Raw genomic sequence first — 26383 nt, 5'->3', positions numbered from 1 at the left:
TCCCTCATGAGGCGCCGGAAAGTGCTCCATACTGCCCGTTGCGAACCGGCCCGACGAACGACGGAGCGACGGAATTGCGTTACGTGATCGGCTTCCAGCACATCGACTCGACGAAGATCGCGACAGTGGGCGGCAAGGGGGCGCACCTGGGCGAGCTCTCGCGCGTCGAGGGCGTCCGCGTGCCGGACGGGTTCTGCGTCACGACGGACGCCTTCGGGCACGCGGTGGCGCCGTCGATCGACGCGCTGCTCGACCGGCTGTCGCGGGTCGGACCGGAGGACCACGAGGCGATCCGCACGCTGAGCGCCGAGATCCGCGGCGTCGTGGAAGGCGTCGAGCCGCCCGGCGAGCTGGTCGAGGCGGTCGGCGAGCAGCTCGCCCGGCTCGGCGAGCACGGCGCCTACGCGGTGCGGTCCAGCGCGACGGCCGAGGACCTGCCGACCGCGTCCTTCGCCGGCCAGCAGGACTCCTACCTCAACGTCGTGGGCCGGGCGGAGGTCCTCCGCCACATCCGCAGGTGCTGGGCGTCGCTGTTCACCGAGCGGGCGGTGACCTACCGGTGCCGCAACGGGTTCGACCACCGGCAGGTGCGGATGGCGGTGGTCGTGCAGCGGATGGTGTTCCCGGAGGCGTCCGGGATGCTGTTCACCGCCGACCCGGTGACCTCGAACCGGAAGGTCGCCACCGTGGAGGCCGGGTGGGGGCTCGGCGAGGCGCTCGTGGCCGGGCTGGTCTCCGGTGACGTCTACACGGTGCGCGACGACCGGGTGGTCTCCGCGACGGTCGCCGACAAGCCCCGGTACGTGCTCGCCACGCCGGGAGGCGGCACGCGGGACGCGCCCGTGGAGCCGGACCTGCGCTCGCGCCCGGCGCTGACGGACGCGCAGGTCGTGCGCCTGGTGCGGCTGGGCCGGCGCGTCGAGGCGCACTTCGGCCGGCCGCAGGACATCGAGTGGTGCCTGACCGGCGACGACTTCCACATCGTGCAGAGCCGGCCGATCACCACCCTGTTCCCCGTCCCGGTCACCGGCGACGAGGAGAACCACGTCTACGTCTCCGTCGGCCACCAGCAGATGATGACCGACGCGATGAAGCCGCTGGGCCTGTCCCTGTGGCAGCTGACGACCCCGCGCCCCATGCAGGAGGCGGGCGGGCGGCTGTTCGTCGACGTGGGCCCGCTGCTGGCGACGCCCACGGGCCGCGCGGGCCTCCTGGGCACCCTCGGGAAGTCCGACCCGCTCATGCTCGACGCGCTGAAGACCGTCCTCGACCGCGGCGACTTCATCGACCCGCTGCCCGACGGCGACCTGGAGTCCCTGCCGGCCGCGCTCAGGCCGCCCGGCGACACCCCGCCGATCGAGACCGACCCGGCCGTCGTCACCGAGCTGATCCGGCTCAACGAGGAGTCGGTCGCCGAGCTGCGGCGCGCCATCGAGGGGCTGTCCGGGACGGAGCTGCTCGACTTCGTCACGGCCGACCTCGCGGAGCTGAAGCGCCTGCTGTTCGAGCCGCGCGGCTACGAGGTGATCATGGCCGGGATGGACGCCTCCTACTGGCTCAACGAGCACCTGGAGGAATGGCTGGGCGAGAAGAACGCGGCCGACACGCTCACCCAGTCGGTGCCCCACAACGTCACGGCGGAGATGGGGCTGGCGCTCCTCGACGTCGCCGACGCCGTCAGGCCGCACCCGGAGGTCGTGGCGTTCCTGCAGCGGGTCGCGGACGAGGGCCGGGAGGGCGACGGCTTCCTGGACGAACTGGCCGCGCTGCCCGGCGGGCGGGAGGCGCGTGACGCCCTCCTGGGCTTCCTCGGCACGTACGGCATGCGCTGCGCGGGCGAGATCGACGTGACCAGGACCCGCTGGAGCGAGCAGCCCGCCATGCTCCTGCCCGCCCTGCTCGGCAACGTCAGGAACTTCGCGCCCGGCGCCGGGAAGCGGCACTTCGAGCAGGGCCTCCAGGAGGCGCGGCGCAAGGAGCGTGAGGTGCTGACGCGGCTGCGCGCCCTGCCGGGCGGGGAGGAGAAGGCCGAGGAGACCAAGCGGATGATCGACCGGGTCCGCACCTTCGCCGGCTACCGCGAATACCCCAAGTACGGCATGATCAGCCGCTACTTCGTCTACAAGCAGGCGCTGCTGCGGGAGGCCGACCGGCTGGTCAGGGCGGGCGCGCTGGGCGCGCGGGACGACGTCTTCTTCCTCCGGTTCGAGGAGCTGCGGGAGGTCGTGCGCACCGGCGAGGCGGACGCCGGGCTGATCCGCGACAGGCGGGAGGCGTTCCGCACGTACGAGACGCTGACGCCGCCCCGGGTGCTCACCTCCGACGGCGAGGCGCTCAACGGCCGGTACCGGCGCGCGGACGCCCCGCCCGGCGCGCTGCCCGGCCTCGCGGTCTCGGCTGGGACCGTGGAGGGCCGGGCCCGGGTCGTCACCGACATGGCGCGGGCCGACCTCGAAGCGGGCGACATCCTGGTCACCGCCTACACCGACCCGAGCTGGACCCCGCTGTTCGTCACCGTGGCGGGGCTGGTGACGGAGGTGGGCGGCATCATGACGCACGGCGCGGTGATCGCCCGCGAGTACGGGCTGCCGGCCGTCGTGGGCGTGGAGCGGGCCACCCAGCTGATCCGCGACGGGCAGCGCATCCGCGTCAACGGCACCGACGGGCGCGTGGAGATCCTCACCTGACGCGGGCCCGCAGCCTGCGCAGCATCCGGGGGTCGGCGAAGCCCACCTCGCGGGCGGCGACCTCGGCGGTGGCGCCCCGGCCGAGCAGGGACTCGGCCCGCTCCAGCCGCAGCGCGGTCTGGTAGGCCAGCGGGGTCAGGCCGGTCGCCCGGGTGAACAGCCTGGTCACCGTCCGCTCGCTGACTCCCCCGGCCTCGGCCAGCAGGCTGAGCGGCAGCCGCTCGGTGAACCGGGTCTCGATCAGGTCCTGGACCCGGTGCACGGTCTCGTCCACGTGCGAGCGCCACCGCAGCAGCGGGCTGACCTGCTCCGCCGTGCCGTCGCGGTGGCTGTGGACGAGCATGCCCCGGGCCACCCGTCCCGCCGCGTACGGCCCGTGCCGGGTGGTCACCAGGTGCAGCGCCACGTCGATGCCGCCGGCCACGCCCGCCGAGGTGACGACCCGGTCGTCCTCGACGTACAGCGCGTCCCTGACCACGTCGGCCCGGGGGTAGAGGCGGGCGAGCTCGTCCTGGACGGCGTGGTGGGTGGTGCAGCGGCGGCCGTCGAGCAGCCCGGCGCGGCCCAGCGCGTCGGCGCCCGCGCACACCCCGGCGACCGTGCCGCCGGCGGCGTGGTGCTCGCGCAGGCGGCGCAGGGTCTCCCGGCCCGGCGGGCGGGTGGGTCCGCGCCAGCCGGGCACCACGATCAGGTCGTCGGGCGTCAGCGGCGGCCACTCGGTCGCGGCGTGCAGGGTCAGCCCCTGCACGGTGTCGACCTCGGGGTCCTCGGCGACGTACGTGAGCGCGTACGGGTGGCCGAGGTCGTCGGCGGTGGAGAACACCTGGGCGGGACCGGCCACGTCGAGGAGGTGCGCCCGCGGGATCAGCAGGAAGACGACTCTGGACATGACCGGCTCACTCCTCAGCTTCCGGTGAGCTCGGCCACGGTCCTGATGGCGGCGAACCGGCCCGACAGAGCGTACGCGGTGCGCGTGATGATCTCGTCCACGCCGAGCGTGCGCGGGTCCTGGACGAGCTCGGCGAACGGCACGCCGGCGGGGGCGTCGCGGTGCGGGATCGGCGTGGTCGCGGTGGCGTCGATGGCGAAGTCGACGTCGAAGCCCAGGTCGGAGGCGAGGCGGGCGGTGGTCTCGCAGCACTGCTCGGTACGGATGCCGCAGATGGTCAGTTTCCTGACGCCGCGCCGGGTGAGGAGCTGGTGCAGGTTGGTGGTGGTGAAGGCGTTGTGCGCGGTCTTGGTGAGGACCGGCTCGCCGGGGAGCGGCCGGATGCCGTCCATCAGGCGGACGAGGCCCCGGGCCGGGTCGAAGACGGAGCCCGATCCGGGGCGCGAGCCGAGCACCCACACGACCGCTTCGCCCGCGTGCCTGGCGGCCTCGGCGAGGCGGTTGACCTGGGGGACGATGTCCGGCCGTGAGGTGTGCCGCCAGTCGGGGAGCTCAAGGAACGAGTTCTGCACGTCGATCACGACGAGGGCGCTGGTCATGCCTCCAGCCTGGCGAGAGGCGGGCGCGGGCTGAAGGCATCACCTGGTCGGGCGGCGGGCCGATCCGGTCAGCCGGTGAGGCGGTCCCAGACCTCGCGGTCGCGCTCGGGGGTCCAGATGCCGGGTCCCCGGCCGTCGAGCTCCTCCCAGGCGCGCCAGGTGTCGAAGACCATGGCGTGCTCGAACACCGGCATGCCGCCGTAGACGGGCAGCAGCGCCTCGCGGGCCGCCACGTACGCCTGCTCGACCGTGCCGCCGCCGCGCTTGACGGTGTCCACGGCGGTCATCAGCGTGCTGAGGAAGTCGCGGGTCAGCTCGATCGCGCGCTGGGAGGCGGCGCGGTCGCGGGCGATCTCGCCGCGCCCGCCGACGAGGATCTCCACGTCGAGCGCCTTGACCCGGTCGAGCGTGCTGGTCATCCAGTCCCGGTGGTAGGCGTCGCCGGTGTAGACGGCCGAGCCGTTCTCCACCAGGTCGCCGGCGAACAGGACCTTGGACTTGGGCACGTACGCGTAGATGTCGCCGGAGGTGTGGCCGTTGCCCGCCCAGGCCAGCTCGACGGTGCCGCGGTCGCCGCCCAGCTCGATCGACAGGTGGTCGTCGAAGGTGAGCGTGGGCCAGGTGAGGCCGGGGATGGTCTCGTGGCCGGCGAACAGGCGGGGCATCCGGCCGAACTCGACGGCCCAGTCCTCCTTGCCCCGCTCGACGATGAGCCGCCGGGTCTCGGTGTGCGTGATGATCTCCTGCGCGTCGAAGGCGGCGGCGCCGAGGACGCGGACGGCGTGGTAGTGCGACAGGACCAGGTAGCGGACCGGCTTGTCGGTGTGCTGCCGGAGCTGGGCGAGCCAGCGCTCGGCCATGACGGGGGTGGCGCGGGCCTCGAAGCAGACCAGGAAGTCCTCGCCCTCGATGGCGCCCACGTTGGGGTCGCCTCCGGTGGTGAGGGCGTACACGCCGTCGGCGAGGACTTCGAGGATCTCGGGCTTCTCTTCGGTGTCTGCGGTGGAGGCGAAGGGCTTGGACACGGTGTGCTCCTGTTCGGGTCGTTCGTCAGGCGTGCCGGAGGCGGTCGAGCGCGGCGGTGTCCCACAGCATCCCGTGACCGGGGCGGTCGGGCGGGGTGGCCACGCCGCCGCTGATCGGCAGCGTCTCGGCCAGCACCTCGTCGATCAGCGGGAAGTGCTCGACGTAGGTGCAGTTGGGGACGGCCGCCGCCAGGTTGACGTGCAGCTCCGGCAGGAAGTGGGGGGTGAGCACGGCGCCGTGGACCTCGGCGACGGCGCTGATGCGCAGCCATTCGGTGACGCCGCCGCACAGCGGCACGTCGGGCTGCAGCACGGAGGCGGCGTTCTCGCGCAGGTAGCCGGCGAAGTCGTGGCGGCCGTGCAGGTGCTCGCCGACGGCGAGGGGGACGCCCTGGCGGGCGGCGAGGTGGGCGTGCCCGGCGAGGTCGTCGGCGGGCAGCGGCTCCTCCATCCAGTAGACGCCGAGGTCGTCGAGGCGGCGGCCGAGCCACACGGCGGTGGGCAGGTCGAGCCGTTCGTTGCAGTCGACCATGATGCGCAGGCCGTCGCCGAGCGCCTCGCGGACGGCTCGTACGCGGGCCACGTCCTCCTCGGCGCGGCGGGCGCCGACGCGCAGTTTGACCGCGTCGTAGCCTTCGGCGACGTACTGGCGGGAGCCCTCGACGAGCTCGTCCACCGACATGGCGTGGGTGGATCTGCCGCTGCCGTAGACCGGGACGGTGTCGGTGTGCGCGCCGATGAACCGGTAGAGCGGCAGGCCGGCGCGGCGGGCGCGCAGGTCCCACACGGCGATGTCGGCGGCCGACAGCGCGGGCAGCGCGATGCCCTTGCCGAGCCGGCGGGTGGCGGCGGCGATCTCGTGCCAGCGGCGGGGCCAGGAGTCGAGCGGGGTGCCTTCGGCCTTCTCCTTGACCAGGCCGGTGAGCAGCGCGTACAGGGCTTCTGCGCCGCCGGTGAGCGCGTAGGTGAAGCCGGTGCCGGTGGCGCCCTCGTCGTCGGTGAGGGTGACTTGCAGCAGGTCGACCTGGGTGGCGCCGGAGCCGCCGCGTCCCGCGCCGAGCGGGATGCGGACCCAGGCCGTACTCAGGTCGGCGATCGTCGGACGGTTCACAGGACCTTTCCTATCCAGCCGATGAGGGCGTCGGCCATGACGGCGGTGAGCTCGGGCTGGCCGTTGAGGTAGTGACGGCCGCCCTGGACGGCGGTGAGCGCCTTGGTGTCGTGCGGCACCGCCTCGTAGAGCTGGCGGGCGTGGGAGGGGAAGCACGCCTGGTCGGCGGTGCCGTAGATGACGTGCACCGGGACGTCGACGCCGGCCAGCCGGGCCGGGCCGTCGCCGTGGGAGGTGCGGATCGACCACTGCGACAGCCACGAGCGCAGGCTCGTCAGGTGGCCGAGCGTGGTGGGCCGCAGGTTGGCCTCGTACGGCTCGCCCCACAGGGTGCCGGGGGCGCGGTCGGACGGGTCGATCGACAGGTCGACGTTGCGCGGGTCGGCGCAGGTGGCGTGGATCCTGATGGGCAGGTCGGTGACGCGTCCGCCGCTGCGTTCGTCGAGCTCGGCGAGCCGGGCGATCACCGCGTCGGTGATCCGCTCGTTGCGCTCCCGCTGGGCGGCGCGGTAGCGGGCCAGCCATTCCGCCCCGTACGGGGGGCCGTTGCGGGCGGCGAACATGTCGAGCTCGGGGTCGCGGTCGAAGGGGTCGTCCTCGTCGCGCACGGCGGGGTCGAGCCATTCGACGAGCAGGTTGGCCCGGCCGGGGTGGGCCATGAGCATGACCAGCGCGTCGGCGGGCGGCAGGTGGGCCCCGGTGAGGTCGGGGCCGCCGCCGTACGGCGAGGAGGTGATGGTGGGGTTGCGGGCCTGCTCCTGGTAGAGGGCGACGAGGCCGCCGCCGCCCGAGTTGCCGACGAGCACGACCTTCTCGTATCCCTCGGCGCGCAGGTGGCCGACGACGGAGGCGATGTCGAGCACGCAGTTCTCCAGCAGGAGGACGGAGTCGTTGCCCAGGTAGCGGGTGGTCATCGCCACGGCGTCGACGCCGCGTTCGGCCCAGGCGTCGAGGGCGTAGTGCCCGAGGAAGTTGGAGGAGGGGTGGACCACCACCACGGCGGTGTCGGCGCGCTGTCCGGGGCGGGCGCGCACCCGGGAGCACCACAGCACTCCGGCCATCCGGGCCACCCCGGAGTAGACCTCCGAGGCGCCGGCCGCCGTCCCGATGGGGACGGTGAGCAACTCCCGCTCAGCCATGTCCTTACCACCTCACGCATGTTCGATTAACGGTTGCGCTCACCATATATCGGTATCGCTCACCCTAACAGCACCCCCCACGTCTTGACAGCGACACGTTCCGCTTCCCAGGATGCGCCTAACGCGCAAATTGCGAACACAACAACCGAATAACGGTTATGGAGGTGGGTGTCCGGTGCAATCGCTCAACGAGATCCTGGCGGCCAAGGCGGCGTCGGTGCAGCGGCCCGAGGAGGCCAAGCAGGCCATCAACGACGCGTTCGCCGAGATCGAGGCCGCCGGTCTCGTGCCAGGGCTGGAGATCGGGGAGAAGGCGCCCGACTTCGCCCTGCCGGGTGCGACCGGCGCCACGGTACGGCTGTCCGAGCGGCTCGCCGAGGGACCGGTCGTGCTGATCTTCTACCGAGGGTCCTGGTGCCCGTACTGCAACCTCGAACTGGCCGCGTACCAGGCGGCCCTGCCCGAGTTCCGCGAGGCGGGGGCCCGGCTGGTGGCGATCAGCGCGCAGTTGCCCGACGACGCGCTGTCGATGCAGGAGAAGCACGAGCTGGCCTACGACGTGCTCTCCGACGCCGAGCAGGAGGTGATGACCGCCTACCGGGTGCGGTTCGAGCTGCCCGACAAGATCAAGCCGCACCTGCTGGACGTCACGGCGGCCGCGCTGGCCCGCCAGCAGCCCGACGGCCGCTGGAGCCTGCCGGTGCCCGCGACGTTCGTGCTGGACTCCGCCGGGATCGTGCGGGCCAGGCACGTGACGATGAACTACCGCACCCGCATGGAGCCCGCCGACGCCCTGCGCGCCGTCCGCGAGATCCAGGCGGCCGGCGCCTGACCTGCTCTCCCCGGGGCGGTGAAGCGGCTGTTTCACCGCCCCACATCATTCCTGTTGCCGTTTGGCCACCCTCTTGACACGCCAGATCGGGCCACAGCACGATAGTCGAACGGTATAACCGAATATCGGTTGCATGCCGCTCTCTCCCCACCGACCACCGAGTGATCTCTACTGCCCGCGGCCACGCGTTCCCCGACGAACGCGAACCCGTATCGGCACGAAAGGGGACGCATGCCATCCCGCAAGCTCCGCATGGCCGCCGCGCTCGGCGCGGCGACCCTCGCGATCACCACCATGTCCGCCTGCTCCACCAAGGCGGAGACCAGCGCCGGCGACTCCGGGGGCATGCCCGTGGGGCCCGGCGTGGACGGCTCCGCGATCAACCTGGGCCTGCTCACCGACATCACCGGGCCGTTCGCCGCCATCGACAAGCAGCAGAACCTCGGCGTCAAGCTCTACTGGGACGCCAAGAACGCCGCGGGCGGCGTCTGCGACGGCCGCAAGGTCAACCTGATGACCCGCGACCACGGCTACGACCCGCAGAAGGCGGTGTCCCTCTACTCCGACCTGTCCCAGCAGGTCCTCGCCCTGCAGATCACGGTCGGCTCGCCCACCACGCTCGCCGTGCTGCCCAAGCTGGAGCAGGACGGCGTGCTCGCCGTGTCGATGGGCTGGTCGCCCAGCGTCAAGGACAGCTCGTCGATCATCATTCCCGGCACCACCTACGACATCGAGATGGTCAACGCCGTCGACTACCTGATCGAGCAGAAGAAGCTGGCCGAAGGCGACAAGATCGGTTACATCTACCTCAAGGGCGACTACGGCGAGCCCGGCCTGGCGGGGGCCACCTTCGCCGCCGAGGCCAACGGCATGACCGTGGTCGGCCAGCAGATCGACCCGACCGTCAGCGACCTGTCCGGCCAGGTCAAGCAGATGGCCGCGGCGGGCGTCAAGGCGCTGTTCCTGAGCGCGTCCGGCCGGCAGGTCTCCTCCGCGGTGGCCGTGGCCGACGTGGAGGGCCTGGACGTGCCGATCGTCGCCGCCTCCCCCGGCTTCTCCCCCGAGTCGCTGACCACCGGCGCGGGATCGGCCATGGAGAAGAACATGCTCGTCGTCAGCTCCGCCGCGCCGTTCGCCGGCGAGGGCCCCGGGCCCGAGCAGGTCAGGAAGCTGTACGCGGAGTCCGGCGACAAGTCGATCACGCCCAGCCTGTGGGTGACCCTCGGTTACGCGGCGGCCAGCGTGATGGACCAGGCCATCACCCAGGCGTGCGACAACAAGGACCTCAGCCGTGAGGGCCTGGCCACCGCGTTCCGGCAGAAGGGCGCCTACGACACCCAGCAGACCACCGTGCCGCTGGACTTCTCCAAGAAGGGCGTCTCCCCGTCCACCCAGACCTTCATCATGAAGCCGTCCAAGGACGCGGAAGGCGGCCTCGAGCTGGTCCAGGCCGGCTACACCGGCCCCGACACCGCGAAGTTCCAGGCCCGATGACCGAACGGGAAAGCGACCCGCTGCTCTCCGTGCGCAACCTCGGGGTGCGCTACGGGGACGCGGTGACCGCCCTGCGGGACGTCAGCGTCGACGTCCCGCAGGGCGGCATCGTGGCCGTCCTCGGCAGCAACGGCGCGGGCAAGTCCACGCTGCTGCGCGCGATCTCCGGCGTGCTGACCGGCCAGGCCGGGCGGATGACCGGCGGCGAGATCAGGTTCGCCGGCGCCCGCATCGACGGCCTGGGCGCCGAGCGCCGGGTCAAGTCCGGCATCGTGCAGGTGCCCGAGGGCCGCCGCGTCTTCGCCCACCTGACCGTCGAGGAGAACCTGCGCGCGGGCCGCTACGGCAACGCCAAGGGCAAGCGCCCCGGCGACCTGGAGCGGGTCTACGAGCTGTTCCCGGTGCTCGGCGAGCGCCGGAAGCAGACCGCCGGCCTGCTGTCGGGCGGCGAGCAGCAGATGCTGGCCATCGGCCGGGCGCTCATGGCCGAGCCCCGGCTGCTGCTGCTCGACGAGCCGTCGCTGGGCCTCGCCCCGAAGATCATCGACCGGATCGTGGACCTGCTGCGCGAGATCCACCGGCAGGGCACCGCCATGCTCGTCGTCGAGCAGAACGCGGCGGTCGCCCTGGAGCTGGCCGGCCACGCGTACGTGCTGGCCGTGGGCGAGGTGGCGATCGAGGGCCCGGCCGAGCGCCTGCGCGGCGACGACCGCGTACGCCGCCTCTATCTCGGCGGCGAGCCCGACGAGGAGAGCGCCGCCACGCTGCCCGGCGACGCGCGGGGAGGGACGCCATGACGGCACACGGCACCACGGCCCCCGGGGCCCGGCTGGAGGTCAGCGACGTCACCGTCCGGTTCGCCGGGGTGACGGCGCTCGACAGCGTCACCTTCACCGCCGAGCCCGGCACCATCCACGCGGTGATCGGCCCCAACGGCGCGGGCAAGTCGTCCCTGTTCAACGTGCTGTCCGGGATCTACAAGCCGGCCGGGGGCAGCGTGCGCGTGGACGGCGCCGAGCTCATCGGGCTCGCGCCGCACCGGGTCACGGGCCTCGGCGTCGGCCGGGCGTTCCAGAACGCGTCCATGTTCGCCGGGCTGACCGTCGAGGAGAACCTGCTGCTCGGGCGGCACCGGCTGGGCAGGGGCGGGGTGTTCGGCGCCGGGCTGCGGCTGCCGCACGTGCGCCGCTCCGAGCGGGAGGCCAGGGCCAAGGTCCGCGAGGTCGCCGAGTTCCTCGGCGTGGACCACCTGCTGCCGCTGCCCGCCGCCGAGCTGCCCTACGGCGAGGCCAAGCGGGTCGACCTCGCCCGCGCCCTGGCCACCGAGCCGAGGCTGCTGCTGCTCGACGAGCCCGCGGCCGGCATGCACACGCACGAGAAGCTCGCCGTCCGCGACACCATCCGCAGGATCGCCACCGAGCAGCGGATCACGGTCCTGCTGGTCGAGCACGACATGGGGCTGGTGATGGGCATCTCGGAACAGGTCACGGTGCTCGACTTCGGCCAGGTCGTGCTCACCGGGCCGCCTGACCAGGTGATCGCGGACGACGCGGTGATCGCCGCCTACCTGGGCAGGGCCGGCGCCGCAGAAAAGGAACGTTCCGAGTCCGAGCCGCCATCCTAGGAGCCGGTTTCATGGCACAACTTCTCTCGATGCTGGTGGAGGGCGCGTCGCTCGGTGCCGTCTACGCGCTCGTCGCCCTGGGCATCGTCGTCATCTACAAGTCGTCCAGCGTGGTCAACTTCGCGCAGCCGAGCCTGCTGATGTTCGGCACGTACGTGGTGGCCAGCGCGACCAGCCTGCACGGGCTGTCGTTCTGGGTGGCGCTCCCGCTGGGCGTGGCCGCCGCCGCGATCCTGGCCGTGCTGATCGACCGCCTGCTGGTCAGCAGGTTCCGCAAGACGAACGCCGTGGTCGCGGCGAGCATCATGACCATCGGGCTGGACGTGGTGCTGCTGACCGAGACCGACCGGCGGATCGGCTCGCAGATCCTCACCACGGACGACCCGTGGGGCAACGACGTGGTGCGCTTCCTGGGCATCGGCGTCGCGGAGGCGCGGATCGCCGCGCTGGTCGTCGGCGCGCTGCTGCTGGTGCTCTTCCAGCTCTGGCTGCACCGCAGCGACTTCGGCGTGGCCATGCGGGCCACGGCCGAGGACCCGGAGACGGCGTCGCTGATGGGCATCCGGCTCGGCCGGGTGTCGGCGACGGCGTGGGCGGTGGCCGGCGCCCTGGCCGTGTGCGCGGGCCTGTTCATCGTCGCCTACCCGAGTCCTGGCCTGGACACGTCGGTCGAGGCGGTGGCGCTGCGCGCGCTGCCGGCGGCGATCATCGGCGGGCTCGACTCGACGACCGGCGCCATCGCCGGCGGGCTGATGGTGGGCCTGAGCGAGGTCCTGGTCCGCGGCTACGGCGAGCACCTGGCGTTCCTCGGGCAGGGTTTCGAGGAGGCCGCGCCGTACGTGCTGATGCTGGTCGTGCTGCTGGTCAGGCCCGCCGGGCTGTTCGGGATACGGGAGGCCGTCCGTGTTTGACAAGATTTCCGGGCGGATCCGGTGGCGGGCGCCGGTGGCGGTGGTGGCGGGCGTGGTCCTGCTGGCCATCCCTCTGTACGCCGACCGGTTCTGGCTCAACCTGGGCTCGTTCGCCTTCGCCGCGGCCATCGGCGCGGTGGGGCTGATGATCCTGGTCGGCCGGGTCGGGCAGCTCTCCCTGGCGCACTCGTTCTTCCTGGCCGTGGGCGCCTACGGCTACATCTGGCTCAGCTCGCCGGGCACGGAGGACTCCTGGGGGCTCGGGCTGCCCAGCCTGCTCGCCGCGGTGATCGCGGTGACGCTGGCGGGGCTGGCGGGGCTGGCGTTCAGCCCGCTGGCGGGCCGGCTGAAGGGCATCTACCTGGGCGTGGCGTCGCTGGCGCTGGTGTTCATCGGCCAGCACGTGCTGTTCGCCGCCGAGCCGCTCACCGGCGGCTACAACGGGCGCAACGTGCCGGAGCTGACGATCGGCTCGTTCCGGGTGCTGGGCGTCGAGCCCGAGCTGTCGCTGTTCGGGGTGCCGCTGCGCCAGGCCGAGCGCGGCTGGTACGTGACGCTGCTCGCGCTGGTGCTGACCACGGCGTTCGCGGTGCTGGTGCTGCGCAGCCGGGTCGGCCGGGCGTTCGCCGCGATCCGCGACGGCGAGGTGCACGCGGCGGCGCTGGGCGTGCCGGTGGCGCGCTACCGGTCGGTCGCCTTCACGCTGTCGAGCGTGTACGCGGGCCTGGCCGGCGTGCTGCTGGCCCTGCTGTTCCAGCGGGTGGTGCCCGAGTATTGGGACCTGTTCCTGTCGCTGGAGTACCTGGCGATGGTGGTGATCGGCGGGCAGGCGTCGGTGGCCGGGGCGATCGCGGGCGCGGCGTTCGTGTCGTCGCTGCCGCTGCTCCTGCAGCGCTACAGCGACGCCGTGCCGGGCATGGGCGGCGCGGTGTCCGACTTCGGGCCCGCCTACGTGGCGCAGATCCTCTACGGCGGACTGATCGTGGTCATCCTGTTCTACGAGCCGAAGGGGCTGGCGGCGCTGGCCACGCGGGCGCGGAAGGCGCTGACGCCGCGCCGCGCCGTCCCGGCCGAGCACACACCGGCCTCCTGACGGCGAAGGGCCCTGCGACCGTGAGTCGCAGGGCCCTTCGCCGTGGTGGTTCACCCGCCGACGTCGACACCGGCGCCGCGCGCCCACGACCAGGCGTAGCCGGCGTCCTCCGCCTCGCTCAGGTCGGGCCCGAGGTCGAGCGGCCGGAACGTGTCCACCATGACCGCGTACTCCTCGGTCCTGGTCACCGTCAGGCTCTTCTCCGCGCTGCCCGGCTGCGGGCCGTGGATGTAGCCCGCCGGGTGCAGGGAGACCGAGCCCATGCCGATGCCCGTGCCGGCCCGGCTCATGAAGTCGCCGCCGCAGTAGAACAGCACCTCGTCGGAGTCGACGTTGGCGTGGTTGTAGGGGACCTTCACCGCGTCCGGGTGGTAGTCGTACATGCGCGGCACGAACGAGCAGATGACGAAGCCCGGCCCCTCGAACGTGATGTAGGTGGGCGGCGGCAGGTGCAGCGCGCCCGTCGAGGGGGTGAAGTCGCGGATGGACAGCGCGTAGGGGTAGTTGTAGCCGTCCCAGCCCACCACGTCGAACGGGTGGTAGGCGTAGGTGTAGCGGGTCAGGCCGCGCCGGTGCTTGACGTAGACGTCGGCGGGGCCGTCGGCGGACGTCAGCTCCTCGGGGCCGCGGATGTCGCGCTCGTTGTACGGCGAGCCGTCCAGGAACTGCCCGAACGGCGACATGAAGCGCTTGGGCGGCCTGATGTGCCCGCCGCCCGACGCCGTCACCACGAACAGCCTCAGCTCGCCGCCGAGCAGCCGCCACCGGTGGGTGGTGGAGGTGGGGATGACGACGTAGTCGCCGTCGCCGACCTCCATCCGGCCGAAGGGCGACTCCAGCACGGCCGAGCCGGACTCGACGTAGACGAGCTCGTCGCCGACGGCGTTGCGGTAGAGCGGGCTGTCGGCGTCGGCGGCGACGTACGAGATCGTCACGTCGGAGTTGCCCATGAGGACCCGCCGGTCGAGGATCGGGTCACCGCCCGGCTCGAACGCGTGGGTGCGCAGGTGCCGTGGCAGCAGCGGGTCGTTCGGCCGGAGCCCGCCGCCGGTGTCGGGCCGGCTCTCCGCCGCGGTGATGGCGGTCGGGATCCGGCGGTGGTACAGGAACGACTGGGTCCAGCTGAACCCCTCCTCGCCCTGCATCTCCTCGTGGTAGAGGACGCCGTCGCCGCCGCGGAACTGGGAGTGCCGCTTGCGCGGCACTTCGCCCAGGCGCCTGTAGTAGACCATGGCCACCCCATTCGAGATCGTGCCCCTGCATGTATGGGCGTTCTATTATCGGTTACAGGTACCGCATATCGGCGATCCTCGCGCAGGGGGTGAAGGGTTGTCAATCGTGCGGACATGCGAAAGGCCCCGGTGCCCGCTCGGGGCTCCGGGGCCTCGCGCGCCCGCGCTCGGCGCGGGCGGAGGTCACGTCAGGGGTCAGGTGAGGGCGAGCGCGATGCTCCTGGCCAGCGTGATCACCTCGTCGGCCAGCGCCCGCTCGTCGTGCTGGCGCTCCTTGGGAATGACGACGCCGACGCTGGCGTCGCACCAGCCGTTGACCACGATGGGCGCGGCGATGCCGGTGAAGTTGGGGACGAGCTCACCCGTCGTGACCACGTACCCCTGCTCCCGCCCCTGGGCGACCTTGTCGCGCTCGCCCGGCTCGGCCGGGCGGCCGGCCAGGATGGCGATGCCGGTGGCGGCGGTGCCCAGCGGGTGGCGCGAGCCGGTGCGCAGGCCGATGTGGAAGCTGGCCCGCTTGGGCTCGACGGAGGCCAGGGTGACGGCGCCGTCGCCGTCGGCCACGTGCATGACGGCGGTGGCGTCGAGGCGCTCGGCGATCTCGGTGAGCAGCGGCCCAGCCACGACCAGGAGGTTCTGCGACACCTGGCGGGCCAGCGTGAACAGGCCCATGCCCAGCAGGTAGCGGCCCTCGCGGTTGCGCCGGACGAACCCGCGCCGCAGCAGGGTCGCCAGCAGGCGGGCGGCGATGGAACGGTGGACGCCCAGCTTGGCGGCGGCCTCGGTCGGGGAGAGCCCGTGGTCCGGGTCCGCCTCGGCGAGGATCTCCAGCAGGTGCAGCCCCCGGTCGAGCGTCTGCGCGATCTCAGCGGGTCTGGCCGGTTCGGTCACGGTCTCACTCCCAGGCGAAGGACGGGGTTACCACCCCTCGAAAATCGGGGCATGTGAGCGATTATCGCGCTTCGCGCACTCACGCGCCAACACGACTTCACCGTACGCCTTGGCCGTACCTCTTGAAGTCCGGCCGCAGACAGGGCACGCTATGACCAATAGACGGTCGTAGCGACCGAATATCGGTCACGCCGGAGGTGGCGATGGTTCTGCCGGACAGCTCAAGTTCTTCTCCCCGTGTGGTGATCGTGGGCGCGGGGCCCGTGGGCCTGGCCACCGCGCTCCTCCTCGCCCGGCAGAACGTGCGCTCGGTGGTGCTGGAGCGGCGTGACCAGCCGAGCTGCCGCCAGTCGAGAGCCGTCACCGTGCAGCGTGACATCCTCGCGCTGTATGACCGGCTCGGCCTCGCCGACGAGATCGTCAACGACGGCGTGAGCTGGTCACTGGGCCGCACCTACTACGGCGACCAGGAGATTCTCCAGCTCAGGTTCCCGCCGAAGGGCGAGGAGATCTACCCGCCTTTCGTCAATTTCCCGCAGTTCCGCATCGAGGAGCTGCTCCACGAGGCGGCGCTGGCGACCGGCCTGGCCGACATCCGGCTCGGCCGCACCGTCGACGCCTTCGAGCAGGACGACTCCGGCGTACGGGTCACCGCCACCGGCCCCGACGGCGAGGAGACCCACACCGGCGCCTACCTGGTCGCCGCCGACGGCATCGGCAGCCGGATCCGCCGCCACCTGGGCATCACCTTCGACGGCTGGCAGACCCAGGGCCGCTTCCTCGTCGCCGACTTCGAGGCCGAGCTGCCGTTCGAGCGGGAGCGGCGGCTCTGGTTCAACCCGCCCTTCCACCCCGAGGGCATCGTGCTCATGCACGGCGTGACCCGGCGGCTGTGGCGGCTCGACTGGCAGATCCCGCTGGACGCCGACGCCGACGTCCTCACCGACCCCGAGCGCGTCCGCGCCCGGATCGCCACCGCGATCGGCGACCACCCGGTGCGCGTGGTCCGCAGCAACACCTACACCTTCCAGCAGTGCCGGGCCTCGGCCTTCCGCAGCGGCCGGGTGTTCCTGGTGGGCGACGCCGCGCACGTCGTGTCGCCGTTCGGCGCCCGCGGCATGAACAGCGGCATGGAGGACGCCGAGAACCTGGCCTGGAAGCTCGGCTTCGTGCTCAACGGCCAGGCCGGACCCGCGCTCCTGGACAGCTACGAGGCCGAGCGGGCCGCCGCCGCCGACCACAACCTGGCGGTCACCGGGGCGTCCATGAAGTTCATGACCCCCGACGACGAGGCCGGCCGCCGGGCCCGCGACGCCGCGCTGGCCGCCGCCGCGGACGCCCCCGACCAGGCGAACCGGGTCGACAGCGGCAAGCTGTACGAGCCGTTCCCCTACACCGGCTCCGTCCTGACCGCGCCGACCGCGCTGGCCTCCCCCCGGGTGCGGCCGGGCGAGCCGCTGCCCGACCTGCGCTGCGCCCAGGGCGGCCGGACGACCACGCTGCGCGCCGCCGTCGCGGGCGCGCTCACCCTGCTGGCCGTGCCCGGCCGGGGCGGCCTGACCTCCGGGCTGCGGACCGCGCTCGACGCCGTCCCCGCCCCCGCGTGGGTGCGCCGCGCCGTCCTGGCCCCCACCCCCGCCGGTTCCGGGGTGCTCACCGTGCTGTCCGACGAGATGTGGGACGTGTACGCCGGCGAGCAGGACGTCGTGTACGTGGTGCGCCCCGACTGCTACGTGGCCGCCGTCGTCCCCCTGGACGGCGGCCGCGTCGACTTCGGCGCACTGACCGCCGCGGCGTCCAACGCCACCCGCTGACCGCCCCGCCACGACAAGGAGCAGTAACCATGATCGACAGCAGCACCGTCGCCGAGATCGCCCGGGTGAGCGTCGAGGCCGCGCCCGGCCGCACGAAGCTGGTCACCGTGCCGCTGGACGGGCAGGTGCCGATGGGCATGCACGGCGGGGTGGCCGAGCACTACAACGTGCCGCTCGACACCATCGAGCCGCACGCCACCACCCTGGACTACCTGGTGGGCGCGACCGCCGGATGCCTGACCGGCACCCTGTCCGGCCTGCTCGGGCGGCTCGGCCAGCCGACGACCGACGGCGCGCTGACGTCGGAGGCCGAGGGGATCATCGTTAAGGACGGCGGGGTGCTGCGCATCGCCTCCGTGCACGTGCGCTACCTGGTGCGCCTGGCCGAGGGCGTGGACCCGGACGAGGTGGCCCGGGCGCACGACCGGCACACCCGCCACTGCCCGATCGCACGGACCATCGGCGACAGCGTGGAGATCACCACCACGCTGGAGACCGTCTGATGATCCGGTCGGGCTGGCCAGGCTGGTCGGGCTGGTCAGACGGTGGGCGCGTAGGTCAGGTGCAGCACGCCGCTGGCGAAGGTCTGCGAGCCGGTCAGGCGGAGCGGCGCCTGTGCGCCGTCGCCGAAGAGCCGCTTGCCCGAGCCGACGACGATCGGGTGGAGCAGCAGGTGCAGCTCGTCCAGCAGCCCCTCGCGCACGAGTGAGCTGACGAGCGTGCCGCTGCCGGACATGCTGATCTTCCCGCCCGGCTGCTCCTTGAGCCGGGCGATCTCCTTGACGAGGTCGCCGGTGACGAGCGTGGAGTTCTGCCACTCGGTGACGGAGGTCAGCGTGCTGGACACCACGTACTTCGGGGTGTCGTTCATGTATCCGGCCAGGTCGTCGGTCGAGGTGGGCCAGTAGGAGGCGAACTCCTCGTAGGTGCGGCGGCCCAGGAGCATCGCTTCGGTGCCGTCCATCATGGCCTGGACGGCGTTGCCCATCTCGTCGTCGAAGTAGGGGAAGTGCCACTGGTCGGGCGCCTCGACCACGCCGTCGAGCGAGATGAAGAGGCCACTCACGATCTTGCGCATCCGCGTTCTCCCTCTGCTATAGCAGTACCGTACGGTACAGTTCTGCGTGATCGGAACCGTACGGTACTGTACGCTTGGTGTCAACAGGCCTGTTCACCGCACGCGCAGGAGGAACCGAAGTGACGCAAGTCGAAGCCCCGCACGCGACGGCCAAGGAACGGCCCGGCGCCCAGGTCAGGCGGCGGATCATGGACGCGGCCATGGAGGTCTTCCTGCGCGACGGGTACGTGGGCGCCAAGACCGACGAGATCGCGGCCGCCGCCGGGGCCTCGAAGCAGACGATCTACAAGCACTTCGGCCGCAAGGAGCAGCTTTTCGAGGAGATCGTGCTCGACCGGCTCGTCGGCATCGACCAGATCTTCAAGGCCGCGATGACCGAGCTGGCCACCGCCGACGACGTCGAGACCACACTGCGGGCCGTCGCGCACAAGTTCGTGCGCGCTCTCACCCAGCCGTCGCAACTGCGCGTGCGCCGCCTGGTCATCGCCGAGGCCGGCCGCTTCCCCAAGCTCGGCCGGGCCTACTTCGAGGCGGGGCCCGAGCGCGTGCACGCCTCGCTGGCGGCGTGCTTCGAGGAGCTCGCGCGCCGGGGCCTGCTGCGGATCGACGACTCGCTGATCGCGGCCAACCACTTCACCTGGCTCACCACCTCGATCCCGGTCAACAAGGTCATGTTCTGCGGTGACGACGTCGCGTTCACGGAGGCGGAGCTCGACCACTACGCCGACTCCGCCGTGCGGGTCTTCCTGGCGGCCTACCGGCCGGGCTGAGCGCCGTCCGGGCGGGCATGCTAGTTTGGTCGCATGACCAACTTGGTCGAGCGACCAAATTCACCGCGCGGCGACCGGCGGCGCGAGCAACTGGTGGAGGCCGGCCTCGCGCTCCTGAGCGAGCACGGGTGGCCCGGCGTCACCGCGCGGGCCGTGGCCGAGCGCGCCGGCACCAACCCCGGCCTGATCCACTACCACTTCGGCGGCCTGCCCGGCCTGCACGCGGCGATCTTCCGGCGCGGCACCGACCTCCTCGTCAACCCGCTCGTCGACGAGCTGCTCGCCGCCGAGGACGAGCGGACCGCGCTGGCCGCCATCCGCGCCCTGCTGCCGCGCACCGGCGGCGCCGAGCCCGCGCCCCGGCTGGCCGCCGAGCTGATCATCGGCGCGACCCGCGACCCCGCGCTCGGCGCCATGCTGCGCGACGAGCTCCGCCAGGCCCGGCAGCGGCTCGCCGACCGGCTGCGCGCTCTCCACCCCGGCCGGCCCGCCGCCCGGGCGATCGGGATCGCCACGCTGGCCGTCGCCGCGATCGACGGGCTGATGCTGCACCAGATGATCGACGGCGAGCTGCCCACGGACGAGGCGCTGGCCGTGGCGGAGAGCCTGCTCCCCGGCGAGGACCCGGCCACGACACCCGGAAGGGGCTGACACCAGTGGAGATCGTCAAGAGGCCCGCGCCGCCGACCGGGCTGAGCCGCAGGCTGTGGCGGCTGCCCATCCTCCTCTACCGCCTGGGCCTCGGCCCGCTGCTGGGCCGCCGCGTCATGCTGCTCAACCACACCGGCCGGGTCTCCGGGCTGCGCCGTCAGGCCGTCATCGAGGTCGTCGCGCACGGCGGGCACGGCTACCTGGCCGCCTCCGGGTTCGGCGTCAAGGCCGACTGGTACCGCAACGTCATGGCCGCCCCGGAGGTGACCATCCAGGTCGGCGGGCGCGTCCTCCAGGTGACGGCCACCCCTGTCCCCGCCGAGGAGGGGCCTGACATCATGGCCCGATACGCGTCCCGGCACCCCGCCGCCGCCCGCCGCCTGTGCAAGCTCATGGGCTACGCCGTCGACGGGAGCCAGGAGGATTACCGCGAGGTGGGCATGCACATTCCGTTCGTCCGGTTCGAACCGAGACAGGACCGGCGATGACCGGCTCGGCCCACGCCTGGCTGTGCGCCGGGTTCACCGGCGACCCCGGCGGGCCCTGGCTGCACGCCGGGTTCGCCCGCGACCTGACGCCCGAGGAGGCCATGCGGCGCATCGGCGTCCCCCCCGGCCCCCTCGGCCAGGACGGGCACGGCGTCTCCGCCTACGCCGCCGACGGCGGGACCGTCCTGCTCGAACGCTTCGGCGACGGAGTCGTCCACGACGGGATCGCCCGCCTGTCGGCCGGCACGGTCGCGGCCGTCGTCCGGGTCACGCACAGCGGCGCGGACTTCGGCTACTACGCCGACGGGGAGCTGATCACCGCGTTCGGCCTGTTCTCCTACCGGCTCCGGCAGGGCGCCGACCCCGACCGGCTCGCGGACGACCTGCGGGCGCTCGGCGTCGACGTCGACGGCGAGCGGCCCGAGTTCCCCGGCCACCCCGTCGCCGGCGCGCTGGCCCTCGCCGAACGCGCCACGGGCGTCCGCCTGTCCAGCGCCAACCGCGCCGCCCCCGTCCTGACCGGCGTCGGCCGACCGGAGAGCTGACCGATGCCGCCCGCCGAGCCCGGCACGCGCCTCGACCTCGGCCGGATCCGCGCGGCCCGCGCGGTGATCGACCCGCGCTTCCTGGACACGCCTCTGTACGAGTGCGACGCGCTGGGGCAGCGGCTCGGCTGCACGGTGAGCGTCAAGCTGGAGACGGCGAACCCGGTCCGCAGCTTCAAGGCCCGGGGCACCGAGCTGGTCGCGAGCCTGCTGGCCGATCAGGGCAGGCCGGAGGTGGTGTGCGCGAGCGCGGGCAACCTCGGCCAGGCGCTCGCCTGGTCGGGCCGCCGCCGCGGCCTGGGCGTGACCGTCGTGGCCGCGCGCCGGGCGCCCGCCGCCAAGCTCGACCGCATCCGCGCGCTCGGCGCCGAGCTGGAGCTGGTGGCGGGCGACTTCGACCAGGCCCGCGAACGGGCCGCCGAGCTCGCGCGAGAGCGGGGCGTCCGGCTGGTCGAGGACAGCCTCGACCTCGAGACGTGCGAGGGCGCGGCGACCATCGGGCTGGAGCTGGCGGCCGGGACGCCCGCGTTCGACACGATTCTGATCGCCCTGGGCGGCGGGGCGATGGCCGCCGGCGTGGGACACGTCATGAAGACGCTGCTGCCGGAGGTCGAGGTGATCTGCGTGCAGCCGCACGGCGCGCCCGCGATGACCCGCTCGTGGCACGCGCGCGAGGTCGTCACCACCGACACCACCGACACCATCGCCGACGGCGTCGCCGGCCGCCGCCCGATCCCCGCCGTCCTGGCCGACCTGCTGGCGGTCGCCGACGACGCCGTCCTGGTCCAGGAGGCGTCGATCGTCACGGGTCTGCGGCTGCTGCTGGAGCACGCCGGGCTCGTCGCCGAACCGTCGGCGGCCCTCGGCGTGGCCGCCGTGCTGGAGGACCCGGACCGGTTCGCCGGACGCCACGTCGTCACCGTCGTCTGCGGCGGCAACGTCGACCTCGGCCCCTACCGGCGCTGGGTCGGCCTGTAGCGGGCGCTCACGCGATGATGGCCCGATGCGCACCGCTTACCATGACGCGCTCGGCGACCACTTCGCCGGGCATGCCGAGACGAGCCCGTACAACGCCTACACCGACAGGCCCGCGATGCTCGCGCTGGCCGGCGACGTGTCGGGGGCGCGCGTCCTGGACGTCGGCTGCGGAGCGGGCCACTACGCGGCCGAGCTGGTGGCGCGCGGCGCCCGGGTGGTCGGCGTGGACGGCAGCGCCACCCTGCTGGGCCACGCGCGGGCCCGCGTCGGCGGCCGGGCCGAGCTGCTGCTGCACGACCTGGAGGAGCCGCTGGGCTTCGCCGCCGACGCGTCGTTCGACGGGGCGCTCTGCGCGCTCGTGTACGAGCACGTCCGCGACCGGGCGCGGCTGCTGGGCGAGCTGCGCCGCGTGCTGCGGCCGGGCGGCTGGCTGCTGGTGTCGACCACCCACCCCACGGCCGACTGGCAGCACTTCGGCGGCTCGTACTTCAGCCACGACTGGCGGGACCTGCCGCTCGGCGACAGCGGACTGTCCATCCACTACCAGCGCCTGCCGCTGGAGACGTTCCTGGGCGAGCTGCTGGCGGCGGGGTTCGTGCTGGAGCACCTGGCCGAGCCCCGGCCCACCGCCGAGCTGCGGGAGGTCGACGAGGCCGCCTACGACCGGCTGCACCGGGCGCCGTCGTTCCTCGCGGTCCGGCTCAGGCGCCCCTGACCCGCTCGGGTCAGGGCTGGAGGTCGGCGACGCCCCGGCCGCTGGCCAGGTCGAACGGCACGGACACCTGGTCGTGCGCGATCAGCCAGCGGCCGTCGGCCTTGCGGAAGCAGAACGTGCCCCGCACCCACATGCCGCTCGTCGCCGTGCCGTTCTTCAGCGTGCCGCTCAACCGGCCGAAGCAGTGCCCGAACGCCACCTCGTCGCCCACGGTGAGCGTGAGGTCGCGGACCTCGTAGTCGACGGTCTCGAAGACCGCGAACACGTTCGTCCAGTTCTTCATCTTCGCCTCGACCCCGACGTGCTGCAGGGGCGGCTCTATGTCGAAGGACACGACGTCCGCCGCGTAGAGGCTCCGCAGGCCGTCGAGGTCCTTGGCCCGGAGCCCTTCGACGATCTTCCCGACGTGCTCCCGGATCGCGGCCTCGTCGCTCTCGCGCTGTGTGGGCATGATGATGCGTCCTCTCGTGTGGTGTCATCGGTACGACGACGCAGCCCCCTCGAACGTCAGGCCGGGTCCCAGTCCCAGCCGGTGATCGTGGAGCGCATCAGGCGGGCTGCGGTCGGCAGGCGGCTGCCGGTGGCCCAGTAGAGGGTGACCGTGCGCCGGCAGTCGGGGCTGTCGACGGGGATCCAGGACCCGGCGAACCCGGCGGAGACGCGCCTGGCGAAGCCGGGGACGAGGCCGATGCCGAGCCCGGCGCTGATCAGCCCGGCGATGGCGCTGGGCTCGTCCACCTCGCAGACGATCTTCGGGGTGAGGCCGCGCGCGGCGAACAGCCGCTCCAGCAGGCGGCGCTGCCAGTGGCCCGCGCGGGCGCTGACGAGGGGCTGCCCGGCGAGCTCGTCGACGCTCACGCGGGCGCGGCCGGCGAGCGGATGGCCGGGCGGCGTGGCCACCCCCACCACGTCGTCGAGCAGCCGGACCGCCGTCAGGCCCTCGGCGGCGATGGGCTGGGAGGCCACGCACAGGTCGACCTCCTGTGCGCGCAGGGCGCGGGCCATGTCGTCGGCGGGCATCCAGCGGAGCTCGACCTCGATGTCGGGATGGGCGCGCTTGTAGGCGGCCAGCGGCCCGGTGAGCGTGAGGAACGTCTCCGACGCCAGCCGCACGCCGCCGACGCCCTCGCTGACGGCGTCGGCGACGGCCCGGACGCCCGCGTCGAGCTCGCCCAGGGCGCGTTCGACGTGGCCGAGGAAGAGCCGGCCCACGTCGTTGAGCCGGAGACGGCCGCTGCGCTCGAACAGCGGCGTGCCCAGCTCGTTCTCCAGCCGGGCGATCGTGCGGCTGAGCGACGGCTGGGCGACGCGCAGCTCCTCGGCGGCGCGGCTGAGGTGCTCCAGCCGGGCCACGGCCACGAACTGGCGCAGTGCGTTCAGATCCATCATGCCTCCCGCTGCATGACAGCATAGCAATATTGATCTTCGACAAGATAACCGTCGAGTCATAGTGTCGGACGCGTCGACGAAACGGACGACGTGACAGGAGGATCCGTCATGACGACGCCGACGGCATGGGCCCTGCGGGCCGTCGTCAGCGCGCACCTGGTGGCGATCGCCGCCCAGCCGGTCTTCGCCGGGGTCTATCTGACCGGGGACTACGGGAGCCTGCGCTGGCACGCGGTGGGCGCCGACGTGACCACCTCCATCGGCTACGTGCAGCTGGTGGTGGCCGTCGTGGCGTGGGTGCGGATGCGGCAGGTCTGGCCGTTCCTGGCCACGCTGGCGGTGGTCGCGGCCGAGACCGTGCAGTACTTCGCCGGGATGGAGAGCGCGCTGTGGCTGCACGTCCCGCTCGGGGTGACGACCGTCGCGGGGGTCGTCGTGCAGTTCATCGCCACCTGGCGGCCTCTCGGACGGCGGCAGGTCCGTCATGCCTGAGGCTCACGGGGTGACCAGGCGGCGGCTGTTCGGCATCGGCGGGACGCTCGGGCTGGTGGCCGCCGCCGGGCTGTCGACCTCGGCCGCGCTGGCCCGCCGCCCGGGCGTCACCGGCGCCGAGCTGCGCAGCGCCGTGCCGCTGCCGCCGCCGTTCCGGGTGCCGCTGCCGCTGCCCGCCGTGCTCAAGCCGGTCAGCACCGCGGGCGGCGTCGACCGCTACGCGATCACCCAGCGCGAGGTGACCGCGGAGATCCTGCCCGGCGTCAGGACGCCGCTGTGGACGTACGAGGGCGTCTTCCCCGGGCCCACGATCGAGTCGCGGCGCGGCAGGCCGGTCACCGTCACGCACCGCAACGACCTGCCCGTGCCCACCGTCGTGCACCTGCACGGCGGCCGGACGCCGGCGGACTCCGACGGCTACCCGACCGACCTCGTCCTGCCCCGGGAATGGGACCACGGCGGGCACGTCATGCACGACCCGCGCGCGGTGGTGTCGGAGCTGACCAGGGAATACACGTTCCCGCTCGACCAGCGGCCCACCCTGCTCTGGTACCACGACCACCGGATGGACTTCACGGCCCCGGCGATCTGGCGCGGCCTGGCCGGGCTGCACGTCGTGCGCGACGACGCCGAGGACGCGCTCGGCCTGCCCGCCGGGCCGCGCGAGCTGCCGCTCATGATCGCGGACCGGGCGTTCGCCGCCGACGGCGGCCTGGACTACCCGTCGCTCGACCCCACGCTGCGCGGACGGCCGGGCGTGCGCGAGGAGTACCTGGCCGGCGTGCTCGGCGACGTGATCCTGGTCAACGGCGCGCCCTGGCCCGTGCACGAGGCCGACGCCGCCCGCTACAGGCTGCGCCTGCTGAACGCCTCCAACGCCCGCCACTACGAGCTCGAAGCGGTCACCGGCGACGGGCGCCGCCTCGACCTCGTCCAGATCGGCGCCGACCAGGGGCTTCTCGCGGCGCCGGTCACCCACCGGGTCCTGCCGATGGCCCCCGCCGAACGCTACGACGTGGTCGTCGACTTCTCCGGCGTCCCCATCGGCGGCCTGGTCAGGCTGGTGAACCGGCTCGGCTCCGGCCGGACGCGCGACGTGATGGCCTTCCGCGTCGCGCGCAGGGCCGCCGACGACAGCCGCGTCCCGCGTACGCTCTCCACCGATCTGCCCCGATGGCGGCGGTCGGACGCGGTCCGGGTGCGGGACCTCTCGTTCCGTGCCGGGAGGATGCACGGCCGTCACGGCTGGCTGATCGGCGGGCTGCCGTTCGACCCCGCCCGCACGGACGTCACCGCCCGCCTCGGCGACGTCGAGATCTGGCGGCTCGTGGCGGACGTCCACCACCCCGTCCACCTGCACCTGGTCGGCTTCCAGGTGCTCTCGCGCCGGGGCCGGCCGCCGCTCCCCCACGACGCCGGGCTCAAGGACACCGTCGCCCTGCGGCCGGGCGAAGGCGTGGAGATCATCACCCGCTTCGACGGCTACCGGGGGCGCTACCTGTTCCACTGCCACAACGCCGAGCACGAGGACATGGCCATGATGGCCAACCTGGAGATCGTCTAGCCCTCGTACTCGACGACCGGGCGCACGTCGACGCCGCCGTAGCGGGCGGTGGGCACCTTCGCCGCCCAGGCGGTGGCGGCGTCGGCGTCCGGCACGTTCACCACGCACATGCCGGCGACGACCGGGCCGGACGAGACGGCCACCCCGTCGGCCACGACCGTCGCGCCGTCACGCACGCTGACCGTCCTGGCGGTGCCGACGTCGTAGAAGCCGGTCGCGTACACGAAGACCCCCGCGTCGCGCATCTCCTTGTCGAAGGCGAGCCAGTCCGCGAGCTCCCCCTCGGTGGGGCCGGTCACGGCCGGGTCGTACTGGTAGACCAGGGCGAACTGAGGCATAGGACGTGCTCCTGTCGTGAAAAGGTCGTGCGTG

The 26383-nt window shown here is 72.8% G+C and carries 28 protein-coding genes; 17 read left to right on the top strand and 11 right to left on the bottom strand.

The annotated features are described in order from the left end of the window. Positions 1-83 precede the first annotated feature (83 nt). Positions 84-2687 carry a rifamycin-inactivating phosphotransferase gene (rph, locus tag ACWDXC_RS30095; protein WP_449987340.1) on the top strand — a complete coding sequence of 868 codons (2604 nt, stop codon included), beginning with the start codon at positions 84-86 and terminating at the stop codon, positions 2685-2687. Here rph and ACWDXC_RS30090 read toward each other — a convergent pair. From ACWDXC_RS30090 to ACWDXC_RS30070, 5 genes are all read right to left on the bottom strand, one after another. After that, positions 2680-3576, bottom strand: coding sequence for a GlxA family transcriptional regulator (locus tag ACWDXC_RS30090; RefSeq protein WP_449987205.1), 897 nt, complete (start codon positions 3574-3576; stop codon positions 2680-2682). The genes rph and ACWDXC_RS30090 overlap by 8 nt on opposite strands. 14 nt (positions 3577-3590) lie before the next feature. Next, positions 3591-4175, bottom strand: coding sequence for a cysteine hydrolase family protein (locus ACWDXC_RS30085; protein ID WP_449987202.1), 585 nt, complete (start codon positions 4173-4175; stop codon positions 3591-3593). A gap of 68 nt (positions 4176-4243) precedes the next feature. Next, complete coding sequence (locus tag ACWDXC_RS30080; protein ID WP_364171803.1) at positions 4244-5200, bottom strand: MBL fold metallo-hydrolase; 957 nt, start codon at positions 5198-5200, stop codon at positions 4244-4246. 25 nt (positions 5201-5225) lie between these two features. Further along, positions 5226-6311, bottom strand: coding sequence for a mandelate racemase/muconate lactonizing enzyme family protein (locus ACWDXC_RS30075; protein WP_449987199.1), 1086 nt, complete (start codon positions 6309-6311; stop codon positions 5226-5228). Further along, entirely contained in the window at positions 6308-7450 is a 1143-nt protein-coding gene (locus ACWDXC_RS30070; protein ID WP_449987197.1) for an alpha/beta hydrolase, read from the bottom strand. Before ACWDXC_RS30070 ends, ACWDXC_RS30075 begins: the two co-directional genes overlap by 4 nt. A gap of 175 nt (positions 7451-7625) precedes the next feature. On the opposite strand from ACWDXC_RS30070, the gene ACWDXC_RS30065 reads away from it, so the two are divergent. From ACWDXC_RS30065 to ACWDXC_RS30040, 6 genes are all read left to right on the top strand, one after another. Beyond that, complete coding sequence (locus ACWDXC_RS30065; protein ID WP_219515221.1) at positions 7626-8282, top strand: peroxiredoxin-like family protein; 657 nt, start codon at positions 7626-7628, stop codon at positions 8280-8282. A 231-nt stretch (positions 8283-8513) separates the two neighbouring features. Continuing rightward, positions 8514-9776: an ABC transporter substrate-binding protein gene (locus tag ACWDXC_RS30060; protein WP_449987194.1), complete on the top strand. Its 1263-nt coding sequence runs from the start codon at positions 8514-8516 to the stop codon at positions 9774-9776. After that, positions 9773-10573, top strand: coding sequence for an ABC transporter ATP-binding protein (locus ACWDXC_RS30055; protein WP_219515226.1), 801 nt, complete (start codon positions 9773-9775; stop codon positions 10571-10573). The genes ACWDXC_RS30060 and ACWDXC_RS30055 overlap by 4 nt, the downstream gene beginning before the upstream one ends. Next, positions 10570-11400, top strand: a complete 831-nt coding sequence (locus ACWDXC_RS30050) for an ABC transporter ATP-binding protein (RefSeq protein WP_364171792.1) — start codon at positions 10570-10572, stop codon at positions 11398-11400. The genes ACWDXC_RS30055 and ACWDXC_RS30050 overlap by 4 nt, the downstream gene beginning before the upstream one ends. 11 nt (positions 11401-11411) lie before the next feature. Beyond that, a complete protein-coding gene (locus ACWDXC_RS30045) occupies positions 11412-12311 on the top strand; it encodes a branched-chain amino acid ABC transporter permease (RefSeq protein WP_219515232.1) in 900 nt (299 codons plus the stop codon). Continuing rightward, positions 12304-13404, top strand: coding sequence for a branched-chain amino acid ABC transporter permease (locus ACWDXC_RS30040; protein ID WP_449987189.1), 1101 nt, complete (start codon positions 12304-12306; stop codon positions 13402-13404). Before ACWDXC_RS30045 ends, ACWDXC_RS30040 begins: the two co-directional genes overlap by 8 nt. Positions 13405-13454: 50 nt before the next feature. Here ACWDXC_RS30040 and ACWDXC_RS30035 read toward each other — a convergent pair whose 3' ends face one another. Together ACWDXC_RS30035 and ACWDXC_RS30030 are read right to left on the bottom strand one after the other, a co-directional pair. Continuing rightward, positions 13455-14636: a homogentisate 1,2-dioxygenase gene (locus tag ACWDXC_RS30035; RefSeq protein WP_364171788.1), complete on the bottom strand. Its 1182-nt coding sequence runs from the start codon at positions 14634-14636 to the stop codon at positions 13455-13457. 195 nt (positions 14637-14831) lie between these two features. Next, positions 14832-15527 (bottom strand): IclR family transcriptional regulator, encoded by a 696-nt coding sequence (locus tag ACWDXC_RS30030; protein ID WP_219510363.1) that lies wholly within the window; start codon positions 15525-15527, stop codon positions 14832-14834. Between the two features lie 203 nt (positions 15528-15730). Between ACWDXC_RS30030 and ACWDXC_RS30025 the strand changes: the two genes are divergently transcribed. Both ACWDXC_RS30025 and ACWDXC_RS30020 read left to right on the top strand, forming a co-directional pair. Beyond that, entirely contained in the window at positions 15731-17341 is a 1611-nt protein-coding gene (locus ACWDXC_RS30025) for an FAD-dependent oxidoreductase (RefSeq protein WP_449987184.1), read from the top strand. A 29-nt stretch (positions 17342-17370) separates the two neighbouring features. Beyond that, entirely contained in the window at positions 17371-17844 is a 474-nt protein-coding gene (locus ACWDXC_RS30020; RefSeq protein WP_357583502.1) for an OsmC family protein, read from the top strand. A gap of 35 nt (positions 17845-17879) precedes the next feature. Here the strand turns inward: ACWDXC_RS30020 and ACWDXC_RS30015 are convergent, their stop codons facing one another. Further along, positions 17880-18419, bottom strand: coding sequence for a dihydrofolate reductase family protein (locus ACWDXC_RS30015; protein WP_449987181.1), 540 nt, complete (start codon positions 18417-18419; stop codon positions 17880-17882). Positions 18420-18538: 119 nt separating this feature from the next. On the opposite strand from ACWDXC_RS30015, the gene ACWDXC_RS30010 reads away from it, so the two are divergent. Genes ACWDXC_RS30010 through ACWDXC_RS29985 form a run of 6 tightly spaced genes read left to right on the top strand, consistent with a single transcriptional unit; the run spans position 18539 to position 22566 of the window. Further along, positions 18539-19189 (top strand): TetR/AcrR family transcriptional regulator, encoded by a 651-nt coding sequence (locus tag ACWDXC_RS30010; RefSeq protein WP_449987178.1) that lies wholly within the window; start codon positions 18539-18541, stop codon positions 19187-19189. A 33-nt stretch (positions 19190-19222) separates the two neighbouring features. Further along, on the top strand, positions 19223-19840 hold the full coding sequence (locus ACWDXC_RS30005; RefSeq protein WP_449987175.1) for a TetR/AcrR family transcriptional regulator: 618 nt from the start codon (positions 19223-19225) through the stop codon (positions 19838-19840). A 5-nt stretch (positions 19841-19845) separates the two neighbouring features. After that, positions 19846-20328, top strand: a complete 483-nt coding sequence (locus ACWDXC_RS30000; RefSeq protein WP_449987172.1) for a nitroreductase family deazaflavin-dependent oxidoreductase — start codon at positions 19846-19848, stop codon at positions 20326-20328. Then, entirely contained in the window at positions 20325-20873 is a 549-nt protein-coding gene (locus tag ACWDXC_RS29995; protein ID WP_449987169.1) for a DUF6461 domain-containing protein, read from the top strand. Before ACWDXC_RS30000 ends, ACWDXC_RS29995 begins: the two co-directional genes overlap by 4 nt. 3 nt (positions 20874-20876) lie before the next feature. Continuing rightward, positions 20877-21851, top strand: a complete 975-nt coding sequence (locus tag ACWDXC_RS29990) for a threonine ammonia-lyase (protein WP_449987166.1) — start codon at positions 20877-20879, stop codon at positions 21849-21851. Between the two features lie 25 nt (positions 21852-21876). Next, on the top strand, positions 21877-22566 hold the full coding sequence (locus ACWDXC_RS29985; RefSeq protein ID WP_449987164.1) for a class I SAM-dependent methyltransferase: 690 nt from the start codon (positions 21877-21879) through the stop codon (positions 22564-22566). 10 nt (positions 22567-22576) lie between these two features. Here the strand turns inward: ACWDXC_RS29985 and ACWDXC_RS29980 are convergent, their stop codons facing one another. Next, complete coding sequence (locus ACWDXC_RS29980) at positions 22577-23017, bottom strand: YybH family protein (protein WP_449987161.1); 441 nt, start codon at positions 23015-23017, stop codon at positions 22577-22579. Positions 23018-23073: 56 nt separating this feature from the next. Beyond that, positions 23074-23952 (bottom strand): LysR family transcriptional regulator, encoded by an 879-nt coding sequence (locus ACWDXC_RS29975; protein ID WP_449987159.1) that lies wholly within the window; start codon positions 23950-23952, stop codon positions 23074-23076. A 111-nt stretch (positions 23953-24063) separates the two neighbouring features. Between ACWDXC_RS29975 and ACWDXC_RS29970 the strand changes: the two genes are divergently transcribed. Both ACWDXC_RS29970 and ACWDXC_RS29965 read left to right on the top strand, forming a co-directional pair. Continuing rightward, entirely contained in the window at positions 24064-24447 is a 384-nt protein-coding gene (locus tag ACWDXC_RS29970) for a hypothetical protein (RefSeq protein WP_449987157.1), read from the top strand. Then, positions 24440-26011 carry a multicopper oxidase family protein gene (locus tag ACWDXC_RS29965; RefSeq protein WP_449987155.1) on the top strand — a complete coding sequence of 524 codons (1572 nt, stop codon included), beginning with the start codon at positions 24440-24442 and terminating at the stop codon, positions 26009-26011. Before ACWDXC_RS29970 ends, ACWDXC_RS29965 begins: the two co-directional genes overlap by 8 nt. On the opposite strand, the gene ACWDXC_RS29960 is transcribed toward ACWDXC_RS29965, so the two are convergent. After that, positions 26008-26349, bottom strand: coding sequence for a YciI family protein (locus tag ACWDXC_RS29960; protein WP_364171762.1), 342 nt, complete (start codon positions 26347-26349; stop codon positions 26008-26010). The genes ACWDXC_RS29965 and ACWDXC_RS29960 overlap by 4 nt on opposite strands. Between the last annotated feature and the right edge of the window lie 34 nt (positions 26350-26383).

It is taken from the genome of Nonomuraea sp. NPDC003214 (genome assembly GCF_053590035.1).
This window is presented reverse-complemented; position numbering and strand designations above follow the sequence as displayed.

Excerpts from the sequence above, each read along its gene's own strand:
- ACWDXC_RS30005 (WP_449987175.1), top strand. The coding sequence starts at position 19,223 with ATGACCAACTTGGTCGAGCGACCAAATTCACCGCGCGGCGACCGGCGG.
- ACWDXC_RS29960 (WP_364171762.1), bottom strand. The coding sequence starts at position 26,349 with ATGCCTCAGTTCGCCCTGGTCTACCAGTACGACCCGGCCGTGACCGGC.
- ACWDXC_RS29970 (WP_449987157.1), top strand. The coding sequence starts at position 24,064 with ATGACGACGCCGACGGCATGGGCCCTGCGGGCCGTCGTCAGCGCGCAC.
- ACWDXC_RS30050 (WP_364171792.1), top strand. The coding sequence starts at position 10,570 with ATGACGGCACACGGCACCACGGCCCCCGGGGCCCGGCTGGAGGTCAGC.
- ACWDXC_RS29965 (WP_449987155.1), top strand. The coding sequence starts at position 24,440 with ATGCCTGAGGCTCACGGGGTGACCAGGCGGCGGCTGTTCGGCATCGGC.
- ACWDXC_RS30025 (WP_449987184.1), top strand. The coding sequence starts at position 15,731 with ATGGTTCTGCCGGACAGCTCAAGTTCTTCTCCCCGTGTGGTGATCGTG.
- ACWDXC_RS30015 (WP_449987181.1), bottom strand. The coding sequence starts at position 18,419 with ATGCGCAAGATCGTGAGTGGCCTCTTCATCTCGCTCGACGGCGTGGTC.
- ACWDXC_RS29990 (WP_449987166.1), top strand. The coding sequence starts at position 20,877 with ATGCCGCCCGCCGAGCCCGGCACGCGCCTCGACCTCGGCCGGATCCGC.
- ACWDXC_RS29995 (WP_449987169.1), top strand. The coding sequence starts at position 20,325 with ATGACCGGCTCGGCCCACGCCTGGCTGTGCGCCGGGTTCACCGGCGAC.
- ACWDXC_RS29985 (WP_449987164.1), top strand. The coding sequence starts at position 21,877 with ATGCGCACCGCTTACCATGACGCGCTCGGCGACCACTTCGCCGGGCAT.
- ACWDXC_RS29980 (WP_449987161.1), bottom strand. The coding sequence starts at position 23,017 with ATGCCCACACAGCGCGAGAGCGACGAGGCCGCGATCCGGGAGCACGTC.
- ACWDXC_RS29975 (WP_449987159.1), bottom strand. The coding sequence starts at position 23,952 with ATGGATCTGAACGCACTGCGCCAGTTCGTGGCCGTGGCCCGGCTGGAG.
- ACWDXC_RS30070 (WP_449987197.1), bottom strand. The coding sequence starts at position 7,450 with ATGGCTGAGCGGGAGTTGCTCACCGTCCCCATCGGGACGGCGGCCGGC.
- ACWDXC_RS30045 (WP_219515232.1), top strand. The coding sequence starts at position 11,412 with ATGGCACAACTTCTCTCGATGCTGGTGGAGGGCGCGTCGCTCGGTGCC.
- ACWDXC_RS30085 (WP_449987202.1), bottom strand. The coding sequence starts at position 4,175 with ATGACCAGCGCCCTCGTCGTGATCGACGTGCAGAACTCGTTCCTTGAG.
- ACWDXC_RS30035 (WP_364171788.1), bottom strand. The coding sequence starts at position 14,636 with ATGGTCTACTACAGGCGCCTGGGCGAAGTGCCGCGCAAGCGGCACTCC.
- ACWDXC_RS30020 (WP_357583502.1), top strand. The coding sequence starts at position 17,371 with ATGATCGACAGCAGCACCGTCGCCGAGATCGCCCGGGTGAGCGTCGAG.
- ACWDXC_RS30055 (WP_219515226.1), top strand. The coding sequence starts at position 9,773 with ATGACCGAACGGGAAAGCGACCCGCTGCTCTCCGTGCGCAACCTCGGG.
- ACWDXC_RS30090 (WP_449987205.1), bottom strand. The coding sequence starts at position 3,576 with ATGTCCAGAGTCGTCTTCCTGCTGATCCCGCGGGCGCACCTCCTCGAC.
- ACWDXC_RS30060 (WP_449987194.1), top strand. The coding sequence starts at position 8,514 with ATGCCATCCCGCAAGCTCCGCATGGCCGCCGCGCTCGGCGCGGCGACC.